This window comes from Pseudomonas cichorii (assembly GCF_015471405.1).
Taxonomy (GTDB): Bacteria; Pseudomonadota; Gammaproteobacteria; order Pseudomonadales; family Pseudomonadaceae; genus Aquipseudomonas; species Aquipseudomonas serbiensis.
In genome coordinates this window covers 496,546-516,080 of the sequence record NZ_BLVZ01000001.1, presented here as the reverse complement: position 1 = coordinate 516,080, position 19,535 = coordinate 496,546, and the positions used below count along the sequence as shown (strand labels likewise).

At 61.3% G+C, this 19,535-nt stretch carries 5 protein-coding genes; 1 reads left to right on the top strand and 4 read right to left on the bottom strand.

What is annotated here, in order from left to right:
• Positions 1–16,170, bottom strand: coding sequence for a non-ribosomal peptide synthetase (locus tag JL015_RS01565; RefSeq protein ID WP_201017140.1), 16,170 nt, complete (start codon positions 16,168–16,170; stop codon positions 1–3).
• Between the two features lie 94 nt (positions 16,171–16,264).
• Complete coding sequence (locus JL015_RS01560) at positions 16,265–16,612, bottom strand: hypothetical protein (RefSeq protein ID WP_201000672.1); 348 nt, start codon at positions 16,610–16,612, stop codon at positions 16,265–16,267.
• Between JL015_RS01560 and JL015_RS01555 the strand changes: the two genes are divergently transcribed.
• Positions 16,603–17,220: an aspartyl/asparaginyl beta-hydroxylase domain-containing protein gene (locus JL015_RS01555; RefSeq protein ID WP_201017139.1), complete on the top strand. Its 618-nt coding sequence runs from the start codon at positions 16,603–16,605 to the stop codon at positions 17,218–17,220. The two genes, JL015_RS01560 and JL015_RS01555, sit on opposite strands and share 10 nt — an antisense overlap.
• 101 nt (positions 17,221–17,321) lie before the next feature.
• Here JL015_RS01555 and JL015_RS01550 read toward each other — a convergent pair whose 3' ends face one another.
• Positions 17,322–18,530 (bottom strand): alpha/beta fold hydrolase, encoded by a 1,209-nt coding sequence (locus tag JL015_RS01550; protein ID WP_201017138.1) that lies wholly within the window; start codon positions 18,528–18,530, stop codon positions 17,322–17,324.
• Between the two features lie 57 nt (positions 18,531–18,587).
• Positions 18,588–19,532: a syringomycin E biosynthesis L-threonyl-[L-threonyl-carrier protein] 4-chlorinase SyrB2 gene (gene syrB2 / locus JL015_RS01545; RefSeq protein ID WP_201000669.1), complete on the bottom strand. Its 945-nt coding sequence runs from the start codon at positions 19,530–19,532 to the stop codon at positions 18,588–18,590.
• Between the last annotated feature and the right edge of the window lie 3 nt (positions 19,533–19,535).

Genomic DNA, 19,535 nt, shown 5'->3' with positions numbered 1-19,535 from the left:
TCAGGCATCCTTGGAGACAATAGCGAGCAGGTCGCTTTCAGAGAGCAAAGCCAGTTCCTGTTCGAGCGCGAGCAGGTCGTCGGCGTCGTACAGCGCCAGTTGCAAGGTGTTGATGTGGTCGGCCAGAGCCATCAGCGAGTTCTGTTCAAAAAGGGTTCTGAGAGGAATGTCGACGCCGGTTTCCTCACGAATCCGCAGGGTCAATTGCACCGCTGTCAGGGAGTGACCGCCCAGCTCGAAGAACGAATCGTTACGACCGATGTGCTCGAAACCGAGCAGGTCGGCCCACAGGCTGGCCAGCAATTGCTCGGTCTCGCCACTCGGGGCTTCATAGGCGCGCTGGGCAAAGGCTTGCTGGTCCGGTGCTGGAAGCCGTGCGCGGTCGAGCTTGCCGTTGGGGGTCAATGGCATGGCATCGATGATCACGAAAGCGCCGGGCAGCATGTACTCGGCCAGTTGCGGCGCGAGTTCTTCGCGCAATGCCGTGGCACTGAGGACATGACCGGCCTGCGCGACCACATAGGCCACCAGCCGTTTCTCGCCGGGCACGTCTTCGCGGGCGATGACGGCCGCTTCCTTGACCCCGGCACAGCCGGCAAGCCGGGATTCGATTTCCCCCAGCTCGATCCGGAAACCCCTGACCTTGACCTGGAAGTCGTTACGGCCCATGAACGCCAGGCTGCCGTCGCTCAGGTAACGGGCCAGATCGCCGGTCTTGTACAGGCGGGCATCGGCTTCGTCGCTGAACGGGTCGGCCAGGAAGCGTTCGGCATTGGCGGTTTCCAGGTTCAGGTAGCCGCGAGCGACCCCGTGGCCACCGATATACATTTCCCCCGTAGTACCGAAAGGCACGGGGCGCAGGTGTGGGTCCAGCAGGTAAATACGGGTATTGGCCATGGGTTTGCCAATGCTCACCAAGGCTTCCATCGGCCGGTCGCCTGCTGCTTCGCCCACATAAGCGGCGGTACAGGATACGGTCGCCTCGGTAGGGCCGTAGGTGTTCACCAGTCGGGTGTGAGCCGGCCGGATCCTGGCCCATTGCTCCAGCTTCTGCGCCGACAGAGCATCGCCGGTCACGTTGATCAGCCGCACATTGCCCAGGCAGGCCAGGGCGCGCTCCGGTTGTGGGTGCCAGCCGCCGACCAGGCTGTGCCAGTGGGCCGATGTCATGTGCAGCACCGTTGGAGCCGCTTCGCCGATCAGCCCGTCAGTGCCGAAAATCTCCTGCGTCGGCATCAAAGTGGCGCCTGCCAGCAGGGCCGGGAAAATTTCCTCGACCGACAGGTCGAAGTTCGGCGAGTTCTGCTGCAATACCAGATCGTCCGAGGTCAGTTCGAACAGGCTGGCTGCATCCAGGCTGTAATTGACCAGGCTGCGGTGCTCGATCATTACGCCTTTGGGCAGGCCGGTCGAACCCGAGGTATAGATCACGTAGGCCAGGTTTCTGGAACTCAACGCCAAGTCCGGGTTGTGCTCCTGTTCCGGGTTGCTCCGGGTCAGGAACCCGGCATCGATCAGCAATGTCGGGATCGACAGCTCAGGCAGCGAATTCAGCCGTCCAGCCCGGCTGAGCAAGACCTTCGGTGCGCTGTCGGTCGCAATATGCGCCAGCCGCTCGGCCGGATAATCGGGGTCCAGTGGTACATAGGCGCCACCGGCCTTGAGAATGCCCAACATGCCGATGATCAGTTCCGGGCCACGCTCCAGCAGCAAGGCGACCCGATCGTCCGGTTGCAGACCCTGGGCCAGCAACTGGTGGGCGACGAGGTTGGCCTGACGGTTGAGTTCCTGATAGCTCAGGTTCCGCTCGCGGTCCCGGACGGCAATCGCCTCGGGCTGGCGCAGCACCTGTGCTTCAAAGAGCTGGTGGATGCAGGTGTCCTGCAGATAGGCCGTCTGAGACTGGTTGAGTTCGACCAGCACTCGCTGACGTTCTTCGTCCGATAGCAGGTCCAGGTCGGCAAGCTCGATGTCCGGATTTTCCGCCAGTGCCTGGACCAACAGTTTCAGGGCTTTGAGTGTCATGTCGGCGATGCGCCGGGCATCCATGACCGGCACACTTTGCAGGGTGAGTGTCAGGTGCTGAGGATAATCGTCCACCGACAGCGACAGCGGATAGTCGCCGTTATCGACGTCGGTCAGCACCCGTATGCCGGGCCAGTCCGCCAGCCCTTCGGCAGCCCGGGCATGCAGGCGGTAGTTGAGCAGGCTGGTAAACAGCGGCAGGCCAGTGTCGATACCGCTGCAACTCTGGGCGGTGGTCAGTGCAGCCTGTTCGTGGCCCAGCAACTCGCTCAGGTCCTGATGAGTTTCGCCGATCAGGCCCTGAACGCTTCGTCCTGCCAGTTGTACGCGCACCGGCAGGGTATTGATAAACATGCCCACGGCACTTTGCGCCCCGGCACCGCCTTGCAGGCGGCCGGAGAGTACGGTGCCGAACACCACGTCATCGCGGCAAGTGCAACGTGCCAGCACCATCGCCCAGGCTGCATGCAGGATCGTCGCGGGCAGTACGCCGCGGCTTCGGGCCTGGGTGCGCAGGCTCTGGGTGAAGTCTTCGTCGAGTGTCAGGATGTGGTTCTGGAAGTCGCTCTGCACATCCATCACGTCGAATGGCGCAGTCGGGCTGTCCACGTCTGCCAGACGCCGACGGAAGTAGTCCTCATGCAGTTCGACCGGGCTGGCCAGGGTCTGCGCGACAAACTCGCGATAATGCTGGGGTTCAGGCAGGCGGGCTGCGTCGCCGTCCATGATCGTGCGGATTTCGTCGAGGACGATGCCCAGGCTCACATGGTCGTTGATGATGTGATGGTCAAGCAGGGTCAGCAGCCAGCATTGTGTGTCTACATCATGGGTGATGTGGGCGTGGATCAGCGGTGCCTTGCCCAGATCGATACGCTGGCGGCCAGGCTCGGTGGCGCGTTCCAGTTGCCCGCGAATGTCGTCGCCTGTGAAGTCCAGACTGTTCACGGTCAGTCGTGCGTTGCGCTGTACTACCTGTAGTGGTTGCGGCAGGCCGCTCCAGTGTATTGAGGTGCGCAGGCTGTCATGCCGGTCGATGACCTGTTGCAGCGCCTCCAGGAAGGCATCGAGGGTTGCCCGCTCGCTGAATTCGAGGACCGAACGCACCAGATAGGCGTCGCCTTCCTGGTCCAGCAGATGGTGGAACAGGATTCCCTGCTGCAAAGGCACCAGTGGATAGACGTCCTGGATATTGGCCGCGCCGCCCGGTACTTGCATGACGATATGGTCGATGTGCGACTGGCTTAGCTCCACCAGCGGCAGCAGGTCCGGGGTCAGTTCTGTACAACCGGCCTGTATCGGGTTGGCCGGTGTCTCGAATTGCAATACGTTGCCGTGCTGCAAGGTCGCAGCCAGTTCGTGCAGGCTTGGCGCCGTGAATACGCTGCGCACGTCAGCGTTCAGGCCCAATTGACGCAGACGATCGATCAGCGTGACGGCCATCAGCGAGTGACCGCCCAGCTCGAAGAACCGGTCATGGCGCCCGACTTTTTCCAGCCCCAGCAGTTCCTGCCAGAGCGTGGCAAGCACGGTTTCGGTTTCGCCCTGGGGCGCTTCGTTCCGGCGGCTGGTGAAGGCCTGCTGATCGGGCACTGGCAAGGCGCGGCGGTCGAGCTTGCCGTTAGGGGTCAGTGGTAACGCATCGAGCTGAACGAAGGCGCTGGGCACCATGAAATCAGGGAGCCGTTCAAGCAGTTGCGCGCGCAATTGCTCCACGGACAGTGATTCGCCGCACAGGTAGGCGACCAGCCGCAGGTCCCTGGCCTGTCCGGGCGTGTCGTCCCTGGCCAGTACCACCGCCTGGCGCACGCCCGGACAGGCGGCGAGGGCGTTTTCGATTTCACCCAGCTCGATGCGCAGGCCACGGATCTTGACCTGATCGTCATTACGGCCCAGGAACTGCAAGGTGCCGTCCGGCAACCAGCGACCCAGGTCGCCGGTGCGGTACATGCGTTGTCGATCGTTGCCGAACGGGCAGATCGGGAAGCGTTCGGCGCTCAGTTGTGGCTGATTGAGGTAGCCACGTGCGACCCCGGCACCGCCGATATACAGCTCACCGACCACGCCAGTGGGCAGCGGTTCGCCATGGCGGTCGAGGACGTAGACCCGGGTATTGTCCAATGGCCGTCCAATGCTTCGGTTCGGGGTGTCCTGTGGCTGGACTTCAGCCGCAGTCGTCACGATGGTCGCCTCGGTTGGCCCGTAGGTATTGAGCAGCCTCGGAGTATGGCCAGGGCGTGCGAACCACTGCTGCACGGCCTCAGTGCTCAATTCCTCGCCACCGATGACCACCACGCGCACCTGCTCGGGAATCGGTGCCTTCTGGTCCTGAGCCAGTTGTTGCCAGAAACGCGTGGGCAGGCTCACCACACTCAACCTGTTTTCCGCACACAAGGCCCAGAAGTTGCTGGCGTAGGTGAGCCAGTCATCGTTGCGCAAGACCAGCGTGGCGCCGCTGATCAACGCGCCGAAAATCTCCTCGGTAGAGGCGTCGAAGTTGACCGACGCGAATTGCAGCGAGCGTTCTCCAGCGACCAGGCCGGTCAGCTTGCAGATTGCCGCCACTTCGTTGCGCAGGCCCGCATGTTCAAGCATCACGCCTTTCGGTGTACCGGTGGAGCCGGAGGTGTAGATCACGTAGGCCAGGTTCGATGCCGTCAGCCCAAGCGCAGCAGCATCCGGGTTGCTGTCATCGAGGGTGTTCCAGGGCTGGAACTCGTCATCCAGAGCAATCACTTGCAGGCCAGCGGGCAGTTCGCCCAGACGCTGCAAGGCCCCGTGCTCGCAGAGCAAGGCACGCGGTGCGCTGTCACGCAGCATGTACGCCAGGCGTTCCGCAGGGTACGCCGGGTCCAGCGGCACATAGGCTGCACCCGCCTTGAGGATCGCCAGCAAGGCGACGATCAGGCGCGGGCTGCGCTCGATGGCCAGTGCCACACGGTCATCGGGCTGGATGCCGGTGGCCAGCAGGTAATGGGCCAGGCGGTTGGCCTCGGCGTTCAGCTCGGCGTAGCTCAGGTGCCGGTCTTCGAAGATCAGTGCCAGTTCGTCAGGCTGATTGCGAACCTGTTGTTCAAACAGCTCATGGATGCAGGGATTGCCCGGTAATGGCCGTTCGGTTGCGTTCCAGCCATGCAGCACTTGCTCGCGCTCCTCCTCGTTGAGCAGCGGCAGGCGGCTGACCGCTTGCAGGTCGTTGCCCAGCAGACTGTCAAGCAAGGTCTGGAAGTGGGACATGAAGCGAGCAATAGTGCTGTCGTCAAACAGGTCGCTGGCGTATTCCACGCTGCCGGTCAGGTCGGTGCCGTCGTCGGTCAGTGACAGCGACAGGTCGAACTGGGTGCTGCGGTGCTCGTAGTCCTCGGCGCTCAGCGTCAGCCCCGGCAGTTGCAGGGCAGGTTCGGCGTCGCCGTTCTTCAGCGCCAGCATGCTCTGGAAGACCGGGCTGTGGCCCAGGCTGCGAGCCGGGTTCAGGGTTTCCACCACATGCTCGAAAGGCAGTTCCTGATGACTGAAAGCCCCCAGCGTGCTGGCTTTCACTTGCTCAAGCAGTTGCGTGACGGTCGGTTCGTCGTCCAGCCGTACGCGGATCGCCAGGGTATTGACGAAGAAGCCGATCAGCGACTCGGTTTCCTCGCGTTGCCGGTTGGCGACCGGTGTGCCGATCACGATGTCGGTCTGTCCGCTCAGGCGTGACAGCAACGCTGCCCAGCCCGCCATCAGAGTCATGAACAGGGTATTGCCATGGCGGCGACTCAGGGCACGAAGCCCCGACGTCAGTTCAGTGGGCAACGCGACGTTGTACTGGCCGCCTGCATGGCTCTGGACCAGTGGACGAGGGCGGTCGGTGGGCAGTTCCAGCAGGGTAGGCGCGCCCTGCAGGTGTTGCTGCCAGTAATCCTTCTGCGCCTGCAAGCGTGAGCCCGACAGCCATTGCCGCTGCCAGACGGCATGGTCGGCGTACTGGATGGCCAGAGCAGGCAGCGGATCGGTCTCGCCTTTGGCGAAAGCACTGTAAAGCGCGCTGAATTCGTCGATCAGCACGCCCAGCGAAGCACCGTCGGAAATGATGTGGTGCAGGGTTACCCAGAGCCGATGCTCGTCATCGCCCAGGATGACCAGATGCGCCCTGACCAGCGGCCCTTTGGCCAAGTCGAAAGGCCGGGCCACTTCTTCCTCGGCCATGCGTTGCAGAGTGAGCCGGTCCACTGGATGGGTGACGGTGGTTTCACTGATGACGATGCCACTGCCTGGCGCCGCGATATGCTGCTGCACTTGCGTGCCATGGCGCTCGAAGGTGGTACGCAGGCTTTCGTGGCGCTCCACGATCCTGGCCAGCGCCCGTTGCAGAGCAGCGCGGTCCAGCTTGCCGGTCAGGCGCAGCAGTGCCGGGATGTGATAGGCAGCGCTGGCGTTGCGGTCCAGTTGGTCGAGGAACCACAGACGCTGCTGGGCCAGGGACACCGGCAACGCTTGCTGGCGGTCTGCCAGAGGAATCGGTTGCGAACGGGATTGATCGGCCTGGGCGACATAGGCCGCCAGTTCCTGCAGCGAGGACTGGGCGAACAGCGTACGCAGGTCGATTTCAACACCCAGTTCGGTGTGCAGGCGAGCCTGTAACTGAACGCTCAGCAGCGAGTGGCCGCCCAGCTCCAGGAAGCCATCGTTGCGACCGACTCGCTCCACATGCAGCAAGTCCTGCCAGATGTTGGCAATCGCTTGTTCCACTTCACCCTGCGGTTCTTCATAGGCCCGGCTTGCCAGCGAGTCCTGGCCCGGAGCGGGCAGGGCGCGACGGTCGAGCTTGCCGTTGGCGGTCAGCGGCATGGCGTCCAGTTGCACGAAGGCGCTGGGCACCATGTATTCCGGCAAGCGCTTGATCAAACGTGCCCGCAGCTCTTCGGCAGAAGTCGGCTCGCCACAGACATAAGCCACCAACCGGTTGCTGCTGGCTTCGCCGGGGTTGTCTTCACGGGCAATCACTACCGCTTCACGCACCGCTGGAGAAGCCAGCAGTGCGCTTTCGATCTCGCCCAGTTCGATACGGAAGCCCCGGATCTTGACCTGGAAGTCGTTACGCCCGGCGTATTCCAGGCTGCCGTCGGCTTTCCAGCGACCCAGGTCGCCGGTCTTGTACAAGCGTGCCTGCTTATCACTGGAGAACGGGTTGGAGATAAAACGCTGGGCAGTCAGTTGCGGGTTATTCAGATAGCCGCGGGCCACACCGGCACCGCCGATATGCAGCTCCCCGGTCACGCCCACCGGCACTGGCTGACCACGCTTGTCGAGTACCAGCACCTGCATGTTGGACAGCGGCTTGCCGATGCTCGGGCGGTCGCCCAGCTCGCTGATCAGGCCCAAAGAGGCATCGACCGTACACTCGGTCGGGCCGTACATATTGTAGAAATGGATATTCTGGCTCTGGCGCAGTTTGTCCCAGGTCGCAGCATTCAGGGCTTCGCCACCCAGCAGGACGCTGACCGGCTGGTAGCTGCGGCGCTCCAGCAAGCCAGCCGCCAGCAGAGTATCCAGCTGTGATGGCGTGGAATCGAAGGCATGGACCTGATGTTTCTCAAGGAAATCCAGCAGTTCATGGCCGCTGGCCCGGATCAGCGGTGGAATGATGATCAGGCGATGGCCGAAGAACAGTTGCGCGATGCCCTTGATGGACATGTCGAAGTAGAAGCCAGCATTGAGCGCGATATTGGCCTGTGGTGGGCAATGGGCGTGGGTGGTCTGCGCCATGACGTGGCTGAAGTTGAACACCGAACGGTGTTCGACCATCACACCCTTGGACTGCCCGGTTGAGCCGGAGGTGTAGATCACATAAGCCAGGTTCTCGGCACTCAAGCCCACGGATTCCGGGTCAAAGTTCTCGTCGTACTGCGGATCGTCATCGATGACTGCCGGGTCGTGCTCATCGAGCAGGATCAGCGCCGGGCAATAGCGAGCTGCAGGCAGGTGAGGAGTCAGGGTCTTCTGGCACAGCAGCAAACGGGCGGCACTGTCCTTGAGGATAAAGGCGATGCGATCAGCCGGGTGATTGGGGTCGATTGGCACATAAGCGCCGCCGGCCTTGAGCACCGCGAGCAGGGCCACGATCATCTCGACGCCGCGATCCGCAAAGATGGCGACCCGTTGTTCTGGCTGAATGCCGTGTACCAGAAGACGCTGGGCCAACTGGTTTGCGCGGCGGTTTAACTGAGCATAGGTAAGCTGTTGTTGCTCGAAAACCAGAGCGATGGCATCCGGTCGGGTCAGCGCCTGAGCCTCGAACAAGGTCTGCAAGGGTCTTGGCGTACCGAAGTCGATGGCAGTCTGGTTGAAACCGGTCAGTACCTGCTGGCGTTCAGCTTCGGACAGGATGTCGAGGGTGTCAGCCAGACGCAGCGGCGTCTGTTCCAAAGCGTCGACCAGCGTACTGACAGCCTGGATGAAATAGCTGGCAACACGCTGCGGATCGACACCGGCGGCTGTCTGGGTGGTCAGTGAGAAACCTTGGCCTTCATCGGCCACGGCGACTTCAATCGGATAGTTGGTGCGTGCCTCGTTGCTGAGGAAACGCACGCCATTCCATTGCAGTACGGCCTCGTCATTGGCCAGAGATCCACCATCGGTCTGATGGCGATAGTTGAGCAGGGTGGTGAACAGCGGCAGAGACGCCGGTACGCCGCTGCAACGCTGGGCCAGCGCCAGCGAGGCCTGTTCGTGACCGAGCAACTGGCCAAGATCCCGGGCCACTTCGCTGACCAGTTCGCGGACACCTTGCCCGGCAAGGCTGATGCGCACCGGCAGGGTATTGATGAACACCCCCAGCGCCCGTTCGGAGCCGGACGAACCTTGCAGACGGCCCGACACCACAGTGCCGAACACCACGTCGCTCTGATCGGTGCAGCGGGCTAGAACCTGCGCCCAGGCTGCATGGAACAGCACTGCTGGAGTCATGCCCTGGCGGCGGGCCTGCTCGCGGATGGCGTGGGCCAGCTCCGGTTCCAGGTACTGGCTGATTTCGCTGACGTCGGCTCCGTCGCCTTGCACATTGAGCAGATCGAAAGGGGCGGTAGGTGTATCGATTACTGCCAGACGTTCGCTGAAATAGGCTTCGTGAACCTCGGGCGTGCTGGCCAGGGTCTGGGCGACGAAATCCCTGTAAGGCATCGGTACCGGCAGTTGATCACTGCGATCCTGCATGATCGTCTGGATTTCTTCGAGAATGATCGCAAGGCTGACGTGGTCGCTGATCAGGTGATGATCGAGCAACGCCAGCAGCCAGCGCCGGGATTGCGGGTCCTGGACGATCCGGGCACTGAGTAGCGGTGCCTTGGTCAGGTCCATGCGCAGATGGCGCGGGTCGCTTGCCCGTTGCAGTTGTTCAAGGGCTGTCGAGTGGCCTTTGAGTGCCAGTGTCTCTACCGGCAAGGTGGACTGACGCTGAACGATCTGCACCGCCTGTGGCAGGCCGCTCCACTGAACGGAACTGCGCAGGATGTCGTGGCGGTCGATGACCTGCTGCAAGGCGTCGAGAAAGGCATCCAGGTGGGTGCGGTCGTCGAATTCGATCAGCGAGCGCACCAGATAGGCGTCGCCCTCGTGACCCAGCATGTGGTGATAGAGAATGCCCTGCTGTAATGGCACCAGCGGGTAGATGTCCTGGACATTCGCTGCGCCGCCCGGCACTCGCTGGGCCAGGGTGTCCAGTTGTTGCTGGCTCAATTGAACCAGCGGCAGCATGTCCGGCGTCAGCGCCGTGCAGCCATCGGGAATCAGGTTCGCCGGGGCGACGAACAGCGAGTCGTTGCCGCCCTCGATGGCTGTGGCCATGTCCCGCAACAGTGGTGTACTGAACACGGCCCGTACATCGGCGACCAACCCTTGCTCACGCAAACGCTCGATCAGGCTGACGGCTTTCAGTGAGTGCCCGCCCAAGGCAAAGAAGTGATCGTTACGGCCTACGGTTTCAATGCCGAGCACTTCTTGCCAGGCCTGCGCCAACAAGGTTTCGGTGGCACCTTGGGGCGCCTCGTGTGCGCGATTGGCATAGGCTTCGGCAGTGGGCTCGGGCAGCGCCTTGCGGTCCAGCTTGCGGTTGGCAGTCAACGGGAAGGCCGGCAGGCTCACGAACGCAGCGGGCATCATGTATTCAGCCAGTAGCGGAGTCAGTTGCGCGTGCAGCTCTGACGCCTCGATGCTCTGGCCGTCACGGGGAACGACATAGGCCAGCAGGCGCTTTTCACCTGCACTGTCGGCGCGGGCAATGACCGCCGCTTCCTTGATGCCCGGCAGGCTGCCCAGGCGAGCCTCGATTTCTCCCAGTTCGATGCGGAAGCCCCGCACCTTGACCTGGAAGTCATTGCGGCCCAGATATTCGATACGTCCGTCCGGCAGATAGCGGGCCAGGTCACCGGTCTTGTACATGCGGGCGTCAGGCTGATCGCTGAACGGGTCTGCCAGGAAACGCTCCAGAGTAATGGACTCCAGATTCAGATAGCCTCTGGCTATGCCATCGCCGCCGATGAACATTTCCCCCGAAGCACCGAACGGTACGGGTTGTTGCTGCTCGTCCAGCAGATAGATCCGGGTGTTGGCCATGGGTGTGCCGATGGTGGCATTGCCGCTGGCTTCGCTATCGTCGGCAGAACCCTGCACATAGGCGGCAGTGCAAGACACCGTCGCTTCGGTCGGGCCGTAGGTATTGACCAGCTTCACATGGGCCGGGCGGATGGTTTCCCACTGTTGCAGCTTTTGTGCGGACAGCGCATCGCCGGTCACGTTGATCAGGCGCACGTCTTTCAACTGCCTTGTGGCCAACTCGGCATTCAGGTGCCATTCACCCACCATGGTGTGCCAGTGGGCGGCGGTCATGTGTACCATGGTCGCGACGGGTTCATCGTCATCCTGCCGGGTGCCGAACAGGCTGCGGGTCGGTTTCAGGGTCGCGCCAGCCAACATGGCCGGGAAGATTTCTTCGATGGAAAGATCGAAGTTCAGGGTGTTCTGCTGCAACACGGTGTCGCGGGTGCTCAGCTCGAACAGACGGGCCGCATCGAGGCTGTAGTTGACCAGTGAGCGGTGTTCGATCATGACCCCTTTCGGGTTGCCGGTGGAGCCGGAGGTGTAGATCACATAAGCCAGATGCTCAGGCTTCAGGTCGGCAACGAACGGATTGTCATCGCGGCCCTCGATGGGCTCATCCAGCAGCACCAGCGGGATCGACAGTTGTGGCACGCGCCCCAGAACCTCGTGCTGGCTGACCAGCACCGAGGGCGCGCTGTCTTCCAGCATGTAGGCAATGCGTTGTTCAGGATAATCCGGGTCCAGCGGCACATAGGCCGCGCCCGCCTTGAGAATACCCAGTAAACCGACCACCATCCTGGCGCTGCGCTCTACGCAGATCGCCACCCGGTCGTCTGGTCGAACCCCCAGGCCGATGAGGTGATGCGCCAGGCGGTTGGCCTGCCGGTTGAGTTCGCTGTAGCTCAGGCGCTGGCCCTCGAAAGCCACTGCCAGCTCATCGCCGCGCACGCTGGCCTGATCCTCGAACAGACTATGGATGGTCCGGTCGTGGGGGTAAGGTGTGCGGGCGGGGTTCAGATCCTGCAGCACCCGCTGACGCTCGCTGGCGTCGAGCAGTTCGATATGTTCCACCACCGAGCGGTCGTCGTCGGCCATCGCTCGCAGAATGCGCTCGAAGTAACCGAGATAGCGCTGTGCTGTGGCTTCATCGAACAAGGCGGTGGCGTATTCGAGGTTGCCACTCAGGCGGCCATTGGTTTCACCCAGGTCAAGGGACAGGTCGAATTTGGCGATATCGTTCAACAGGCCAAGGTCTTCAAGCAGCAGTTCGCCCAGTTCGGCCTGGCCGACGCCGGTGTCCTGCCAACTGAGCATGGCTTGAAAGATCGGGGTGTGGGACAGGCTGCGGAACGGATTGACGATTTCCACGACCTGCTCGAAAGGCAGGTCCTGATGACGCTGGGCAGCCAGGGTCTGGGCCTTGACCCGTGCCAGCAGCGATCCGACATCGGGTTGCCCCGAGGTGTCGACACGAATCGCCAGGGTGTTCACGAAGAAGCCGATCAAAGGTTCGACCTCGGAACGGGTCCGGTTGGCCATGGGTGAACCGATCACCACTTCGTCTTGCCCGCAAAGGCGGCTGAGCAGGGCGGCCCAGGCGCTCATTACGGTCATGTACAGGGTCGCGCCGTGACGTTGCCCCAACGTCTTGAGGGCCTGGGTCAGCTCTTCGTCAAAGGCCACCGGCAAGCTGGCGCCGCTATAGCTCTGTTCCGCCGGGCGTGGCCGGTCGGTTGGCAGGGTCAGCAGTGCTGGCGCATCGGCCAGTGTTTCCTTCCAGTAGCGGCTTTGCTTCTCCAGCACCTCGCCGGTCAGCCAGCGACGCTGCCAGGCAGCGTAGTCGGCGTATTGCAACGCAAGAGGCGGCAATGGGTCGGCATGACCCTGACGCAGCGCGTCATAGAGCGCGGCCACTTCACGGGTCAGCACGCCAATCGACCAACCATCGGAGATGATGTGGTGCAGCGTCACCAGCAGTACATGCTCGGTTTCACCCAGGCGAATCAGCGTGCCACGCACCAGCGGGCCGCGCTCCAGGTCGAAAGGTGCCAGAGCTTCTTCATGGGCCAGGGCCTGCATCTGCTGTTCGGCATCTGCCTGGCCCGACAGGTCGATGCGTTTCAGGGTAAAGCCGATGTTCTCGGCATCGATGACTTGCACCGCCTGCTGACTGGCATGGGGCACGAAACGGGTGCGCAATACCTCATGGCGGGTGACCACACGATCCAGAGCGCTTTGCAGTACCGAAACGTCGAGCGTGCCACGCAGGCGCAAGCCCGCCGGCATGTGATAAGCCTCGCTGGCACCTTCCATCTGCGCCAGAAACCACAGGCGCTGTTGGGCGAACGACATGGGCAGGTCTGCTTCACGGTCAACCGGCGTGATGTCCGGCAGGCTGCTTCTGCCTGCGCTTGCCGCAATCTGCGCAAGATCCGCAAGTGTCGGGTGGGCAAACAGCTCCGCCAGATCCAGCTCGATGGACAGTTGCTGGCGCATCTGGGAAATCAGTTGAATGGCCAGCAACGAATGGCCACCCAACTCGAAGAAGTGGTCTTCACGCCCCACTTGAGGGACTTTCAGCAGGTTTTGCCACAACTCGGCAAGGGCGTTTTCCAGCTGGCCTTGAGGCGCTTCATAGCGACGGCTGATCACGTCGTCTGCTGTCGGTGCTGGCAGCAGGCCGCGATCCAGTTTGCCGTTGCCAGTCAGCGGCAGGGTTTCCAGGCCGACATAAGCGGCAGGCACCATGTAGGCGGGAAGCTGGGCGTGCAGGTGGTCGCGCAGTTCACGGATATTCAGCGCAGAGTCGCTGGTCGAGGTGAAGTAGGCCACCAGACGTTTCTCGCCGGACGCTTCGTCGCGAGCCAGCACCACAGCTTCCTTGATGGCCTCATGCAGGGCCAGCTTGGCTTCGATCTCGCCCAGCTCGATACGCTGCCCCCGGATCTTGACCTGGAAGTCGTTACGGCCGATGTACTCGACCGCGCCATTGTCCAGCCAGCGGCCCAGATCGCCGGTCTTGTACAGGCGAGCCTGCGGGGCACGGGAGAACGGATCACGCACAAAGCGTTCGGCGCTCAGTTCAGGAAGGTTCAGGTAGCCACGAGCAACGCCCACACCACCAATGTTGATTTCACCCGCCACACCCACAGGCGTCGGCTGGCCATGGGGATCGAGGATATAGATCTGGATATTGGCGATAGGCCGGCCAATCGGCACGCTGTCGCCTTCGTCAGTCGGGCGGCAGTGCCAGGACGTGACGTCGATGGCGGCTTCGGTCGGGCCATAGAGGTTATGCAGCTCGACCGGCGCCAGTTGCTCCTCGAAACGTTTCTGCAGACTGCGAGGAAAGGCTTCGCCACTGCACAACACGCGGCTCAGGGCGGTAAAACCCTGATTGTCGCCATGCTCCAGAAACACTTCCAGCATCGAGGGGACGAAGTGCAACAGGGTGATGTTTTGTTCGCGCATCACCTGAGCCAGATAGGCAGGGTCCTGATGGCCACCAGGGAGCGCCATGTACAGATGCGCGCCGGTCAGCAGCGGCAGGAAGAATTCCCAGACCGATACGTCAAAACCGAAAGGTGTCTTTTGCAGCACTCGGTCGGTTTCATTGACCCGGTATTCGTCCCGTGCCCATAGCAGGCGGTTGACCACGCCCCGGTGCTCGTTCATCACACCTTTTGGCTTGCCGGTGGAGCCGGAGGTGTACAGCACATAAGCCAGGTGCGTGGCTTCAAGGCCCAGCAATGCCGGGTCTGGGTTGGTATTCGGGAACGCGGAGCGGTCAATGTCTTCGTCAACCAGCAGCACGGGGATGTCTGCCCGTGCGACGTTATCCAGCAATGCCCCTGAGGTCAGCATCGCCACCGGCGCACTGTCGTCGAGCATATAGTCCCGGCGATTGTCCGGCAGGTCCGGGTCTATCGGCACGTACGCGCCACCGGCCTTGAGGATTGCCAGAAGCGCGACCACCAGCTCGTTGCTACGGCGCAGGGCCACGGCGACCCGGGCATCCGGTGTTACACCTTGCTTGATCAGTTGATGGGCCAACTGGTTGGCACGCTGATTAAGCGCCTCGTAGCTCAACGACCGGCCGTTATGGTCGCTGACCGCAGCCGCATCAGGCGTACGTTCGACCTGCTGCTCGAACAGCCCGTGGATCAGTTCATCGCGAGGGTAGTCATGCTGTGTGGCGTTGAAGGTGTGCAGCACGCGGTCCTGCTCGGTTTGCGGCATGATCGGGAATTGCGCGACAGGCAGCGCGTGGTGCTCGATAAGAGCTTCAAACATCGACACCATGCGGCCCTGAATGACCTGGACTTCTTCCTGAGTGAAGAAGGCGGTGTTGAAGTTGAAGTCCAGATAAACATCGTCTGAGGCATGGTAGTCACGGACGAAGATTGCCAGTGGCAAACGCTCGTAACCGTTGTCCTGGGTGAAAATCTCGGTTTCCTGACCGCCCAGCGTCGCGTCGCCATTGAGGCTTTCAAATGAAATCGACACGTCAAAAAGCTGCCGACGACCTTGCTGGGCAAGCTTCAAGGTGCGGTTGAGTTCGGCAATCGGAAAGCGCTGGTGCCGATAGCAACGGCGCAACTGGCCTGCCGTGACCTGCATCAGGTCTATAAGCGAAGCCTGGGTATCGACTTCCAGACGGATCGGGCTGACCGACGAGAACATACCCACGGTCGCCTTTTGCCGGGCATTGGTACGGTTGTGGACCGGCATGCCGATCACGATGGAGTCTACGCCCGTGGTGCGACAGAAATAGGTGCTGATCACCGTCATGAACACGTGAGCCAGGGACAGACCCTGGCCGGTAGCGAACTCGGCCAGTTCGTTGAACAGTTTGCGCGGCATCATCGTCTGCACCTGGGCGCTGGGTGCAACGCCGTTACCAGGGACTGCAAAACGCTGTTGCAGCAGCGGCGGTGGCAACTCGGCGAAGACTTCCTGCCAGAACGCCCGGTCCCGCTCGAAACGACTCGATTCCAGGTAGCCGCGATCCTCTTCGAGGAAAGACAGATAGGACGGCCCTTGGGCCGGATCGTCTTCACCAATGAGCAGGCCGTTATAAGCCTGCTCCACTGCGCGCCCCATCAGCATGACGCTGATGCCATCGGTCATCAGGTGGTGATAGCGGGTCAGCCAGTAATAAAGCTGTGGCCCGCAACGCACCAGACGAACACTCCAGAGCACACCGGTCAGCGACGCAAAGGGGCGGCGGAACTCTTCCTGCAGGTACGCTCTGGCGACTTTTTCCGGGTCCTGCTCGCCGGAGAGATCCACCACTTCCAATGCCACATCGACCCGAGGCAGGACACGCTGGCAGGCGACGCCGTCCTGTACATCGAAACTCAGGCGCAGGGAATCGTGACGTTCCACAACCAGCTGGATGGCCTTCTCGAACAGCGGGACATTGATCTCGCCACGGATCTCCATCGCCATGCCTATGTTGTAGTAAGGCAACTCGGGATGAGCCATCTGATCGAGCCAGATACCTTGCTGGACGGAGGCGAGCCCGTACGCCGGGGTTTCTTGTTCAAGCACCTGGGGAGTGGACGAGGCCATGTTGGATCACCTGTATTGCGCAGTCAGTGAAGGCTCGTCTACGGGCGGTGGGCAGGCAGGCTGCAATGCGGACATTGCCCATCGGCGTGACGAATCATGAGGTTCGATCAATAAAAGTCGTCTCGGCGGTCGCAGTCGGTGAACCGGCTTTTCGAGAGAAGAATGCGCAATCGAGCAAACCATCCCGTGCCTGGGTACCGGGCGCTTCCGGGGAGCAATGGTTGGAAATTAGAGGATCGGTTCTGGACTGTCTGTCGCCGGAAGTGGGGACAAACAGCAGGCGCAGCACGGGTGGATCGGTGTACCCGAATACGGTGGCAGACAGCCCATGGTGGCGCAGGCCAAATGGCTTGATCGCCTTGCATTCGCCTGGCGAAAGGCAAATGACCTCACCTTGAAGGTCTTCCAGTAATTGCTGATGAAGGAGGTGCCATGCGCCCATCGTTTTATGAAGCCAGCCGTTTCCCGCAACTTGAAAACCTGGCCAGAAACTGGGAAGTGATTCGCGATGAATTTCAGGCTCTGGATGCGCCGACCCTGGAAATAAATCGCGTGAACAAGTCCATCACCGAGTTGTTCGAGGAACTGACCGAGCACGTCAATAACGGCGGCGAGTACGGCTGGCTCTGGGGGTGGGGCGACAACGACCAGTTGATGACCAACTGGACGCAATACGCGCTGGTGGCCTACGACCAGCCCATCCCGTTTGCCCAGCAAAAGATGCCTCGCACCCTGGAGCTGCTGAGCAACACGCCAGGCATCAAACTGTGTGCGTTGTTGCGCCTGGAGCCCAATGTGTTCCTGGGCACACATTCCCATGGCGGGACCTGGGAAGAGGGCTTGCTGCACATGCAACTGACCATCGATGCGCCGACCCGGCAGAACTACAACTACCTGAACGTCAATGGCCAGTTCAGCCAGAGCGTCAACGGCAATCTGGTGGTGTTTGATGGCTCACTCGATCACTTTGCGGTCAATGCATCGAATGGTGTAAGGACAGTGATGTATATGGAGTTCTATCGCGAGCAGCATATGGTGGGGCAGGCCTGATTGAGGCGTAGCGAATTCATTCGCGAAGGGCAGACAGAAATATGTCGTTTTGAATGCCTTCTCGCGAATGAATTCGCATTCTGCATGGATGCATTTCCGATTTAAATCAGTGCGGGTTCTTCCAGTTCTTCCATGAAGCGAAACGCGGTAGCGCACGAACGCGGGGCATGCTCGAAAAACGCCAGGTGGCTGCCGTTTTCTTCAACATGTAGGCGTGCCCCGTCGATAGTCTGGGCAATATGCCGTGAGCCACCGATGTGCGTGGTCTGGTCGCTGTCGCCAGCCACCACCAGCACCGGCACGACGATCTGGTCGAGCAGCACGTTCAGGTCAGTCTTGTTCAGTGCATCATTGAGTTTCGAGTAGCGGTAGAACAGCTCCGCATTGGTGTACGGAAACAGGGCCACGTGGGCAATGGGTTCCGGAGTAGTGACCAGCGTGGCCTGATCGACGAAGAGCATCTGCAGATCTGCAGCTTCGTTACGGTCGGCTGCGGCGGCTTCCATCAGCCACTCGAAATTGCGCTGATGAGCTGTGCGCAGATTGTCATCGGCCAGGTTGTAATCACCGTGCCAAAGGCTCAGCGAACGAACGCGCTCAGTATTGGCGGCGGCTGCGCACAAAGCGATCGCTGCGCCGCCACAGATCCCCATCAGGTGTGCGCTGTCATGGCCGAAGTGATCCATGACTGCGAACAGGTCCGCAACCTGAGCGTCGGCATCTACCTCCAGACGATCGAAGTCGATACAGGCCCCAAAGAGCCCGCGGGTTTCCCAGGCCATGACGAAGTAGCGTTCGCCCAGCGCCTGGAACCATTCGCGGCACAGCTCGAAAGGCAGGCCGCACGGCAGTGCAAGTACGATGGGCGCCAGTTGCCGGTTGGCACTGGCGTAAGTATTGAGCAGGACACCGTCGCGGGTGATCAGGCTCGATCGGGCGATGTCGGGCAGAGGAGGGCTGAAGTCGAAGTCCTGGATAAGCGCTTGTTGCGCCTGATCCGGTTCGGCAACGCCAAACAGCTCATAGTTGAAATCCAGCGCGGCACTGATTTTCCTGCTGATGAACAATTCAAAAGAGGACAGTTGCGCAATGGCATCGTGGCAGTATTCCAGGTGTCGGACGCCCAGGCGTTCGAAAACCAGGCTGACCGCCTTCTGTGTTGCTGCTACGCCGGGGCCGGCGATGATCGAACGATCATCCTCGGCCCCGAGGAAGCCGATACGAATCGGTTCGGGGAGGTTGGTCGCCAGATGCCGGAGCATCCTGACTGCCTCGCACAGGCGCGTCGCCGCGTCAGTGAAGTTGGACATGGTTAAACGCTCCTTACCAGACATGTGTGGTGACCTGCCGCCTCGATTACCGATGACTCAGTCTTCCCTGAACTTCTTGCCGCGAGTGGTTTCAGTCACCAGGCGGTTGTAGTCAGGAGTGGAATTGCCGATGACCTGCACCGCGCCGTATTTTTCCAGGCTGATCTTGCCCCCGTATTCCTCGATGTGATCGGAATCCGGGTAGACGTGGACGAAGGACGGTACATAGCGGGACGCGAAGCCCATGCGCATTTCCTGGCTTTCGCCGCTGTGCGGGTACGAGGCGTGCATCAGGGTCGACCAGAAAATGATGAACTGGCCGGCTTTCATCTGGATGGGCACAGCGCTGGCTTCGTCGGGTTTCCAGTTCTCGTCGATCTGCAACTGGCGATAGTCGTAGCCGAAGAAACCACGGCGTACGCCGTCCTTGACCACCGAGTTGGAGGTTTCCGGCGAGTAGCTCATGCGCTTGGTTTCGTCGTAGTTCATGCTGTTCTGCGTGCCGGGAATGAACTGCAGGCAGCCGTTGGCAATGCTCACGTCGGTGAAGGCCGTCCATACAGTGATGGTGCCGCCAAACTCTTCGTTTTCAGGCCAGATGATCTGCGGCTTGCCCGAAGCGTTGGCAAAGGTGTCTGCCTGGTGCCAGTCGGTGCCTTCATCGCCAGGGTATTTCGGGAAAAACTCGGTGCGCCAGCACAGTACATCCGGGCCGAGGATGCTTTGTACGCGGTCACAGATTTCCGGGCAGCCGATATGGGAGGCCAGGAAGTCGTCATCCAGGTGGCGGTCGTAGTTGGCGATGTTGGTGCCGCCGGAAATCGCGTCCAGATCCTGATAGGCCGCATGGCTGCGGTCCAGCAGGCGCAGGCGAAGGCGTTTCCAGACTTCCTTCATTTCATCCTGGTCATAGGCTGTGAAAGGGCCGATGAAACCGTTCTTCTCGAATGTGGCGCGTTCCTCCTTGGAAAGGTGGAATCGCTTGATTGCTGTTTCAGACATGTG

Bases quoted from the DNA above. Each gene is read 5' to 3' on its own strand.
- JL015_RS01565 (WP_201017140.1), bottom strand. From the start codon at position 16,170: ATGGCCTCGTCCACTCCCCAGGTGCTTGAACAAGAAACCCCGGCGTAC.
- JL015_RS01555 (WP_201017139.1), top strand. From the start codon at position 16,603: ATGCGCCCATCGTTTTATGAAGCCAGCCGTTTCCCGCAACTTGAAAAC.
- JL015_RS01560 (WP_201000672.1), bottom strand. From the start codon at position 16,612: ATGGGCGCATGGCACCTCCTTCATCAGCAATTACTGGAAGACCTTCAA.
- JL015_RS01550 (WP_201017138.1), bottom strand. From the start codon at position 18,530: ATGTCCAACTTCACTGACGCGGCGACGCGCCTGTGCGAGGCAGTCAGG.
- syrB2 (WP_201000669.1), bottom strand. From the start codon at position 19,532: ATGTCTGAAACAGCAATCAAGCGATTCCACCTTTCCAAGGAGGAACGC.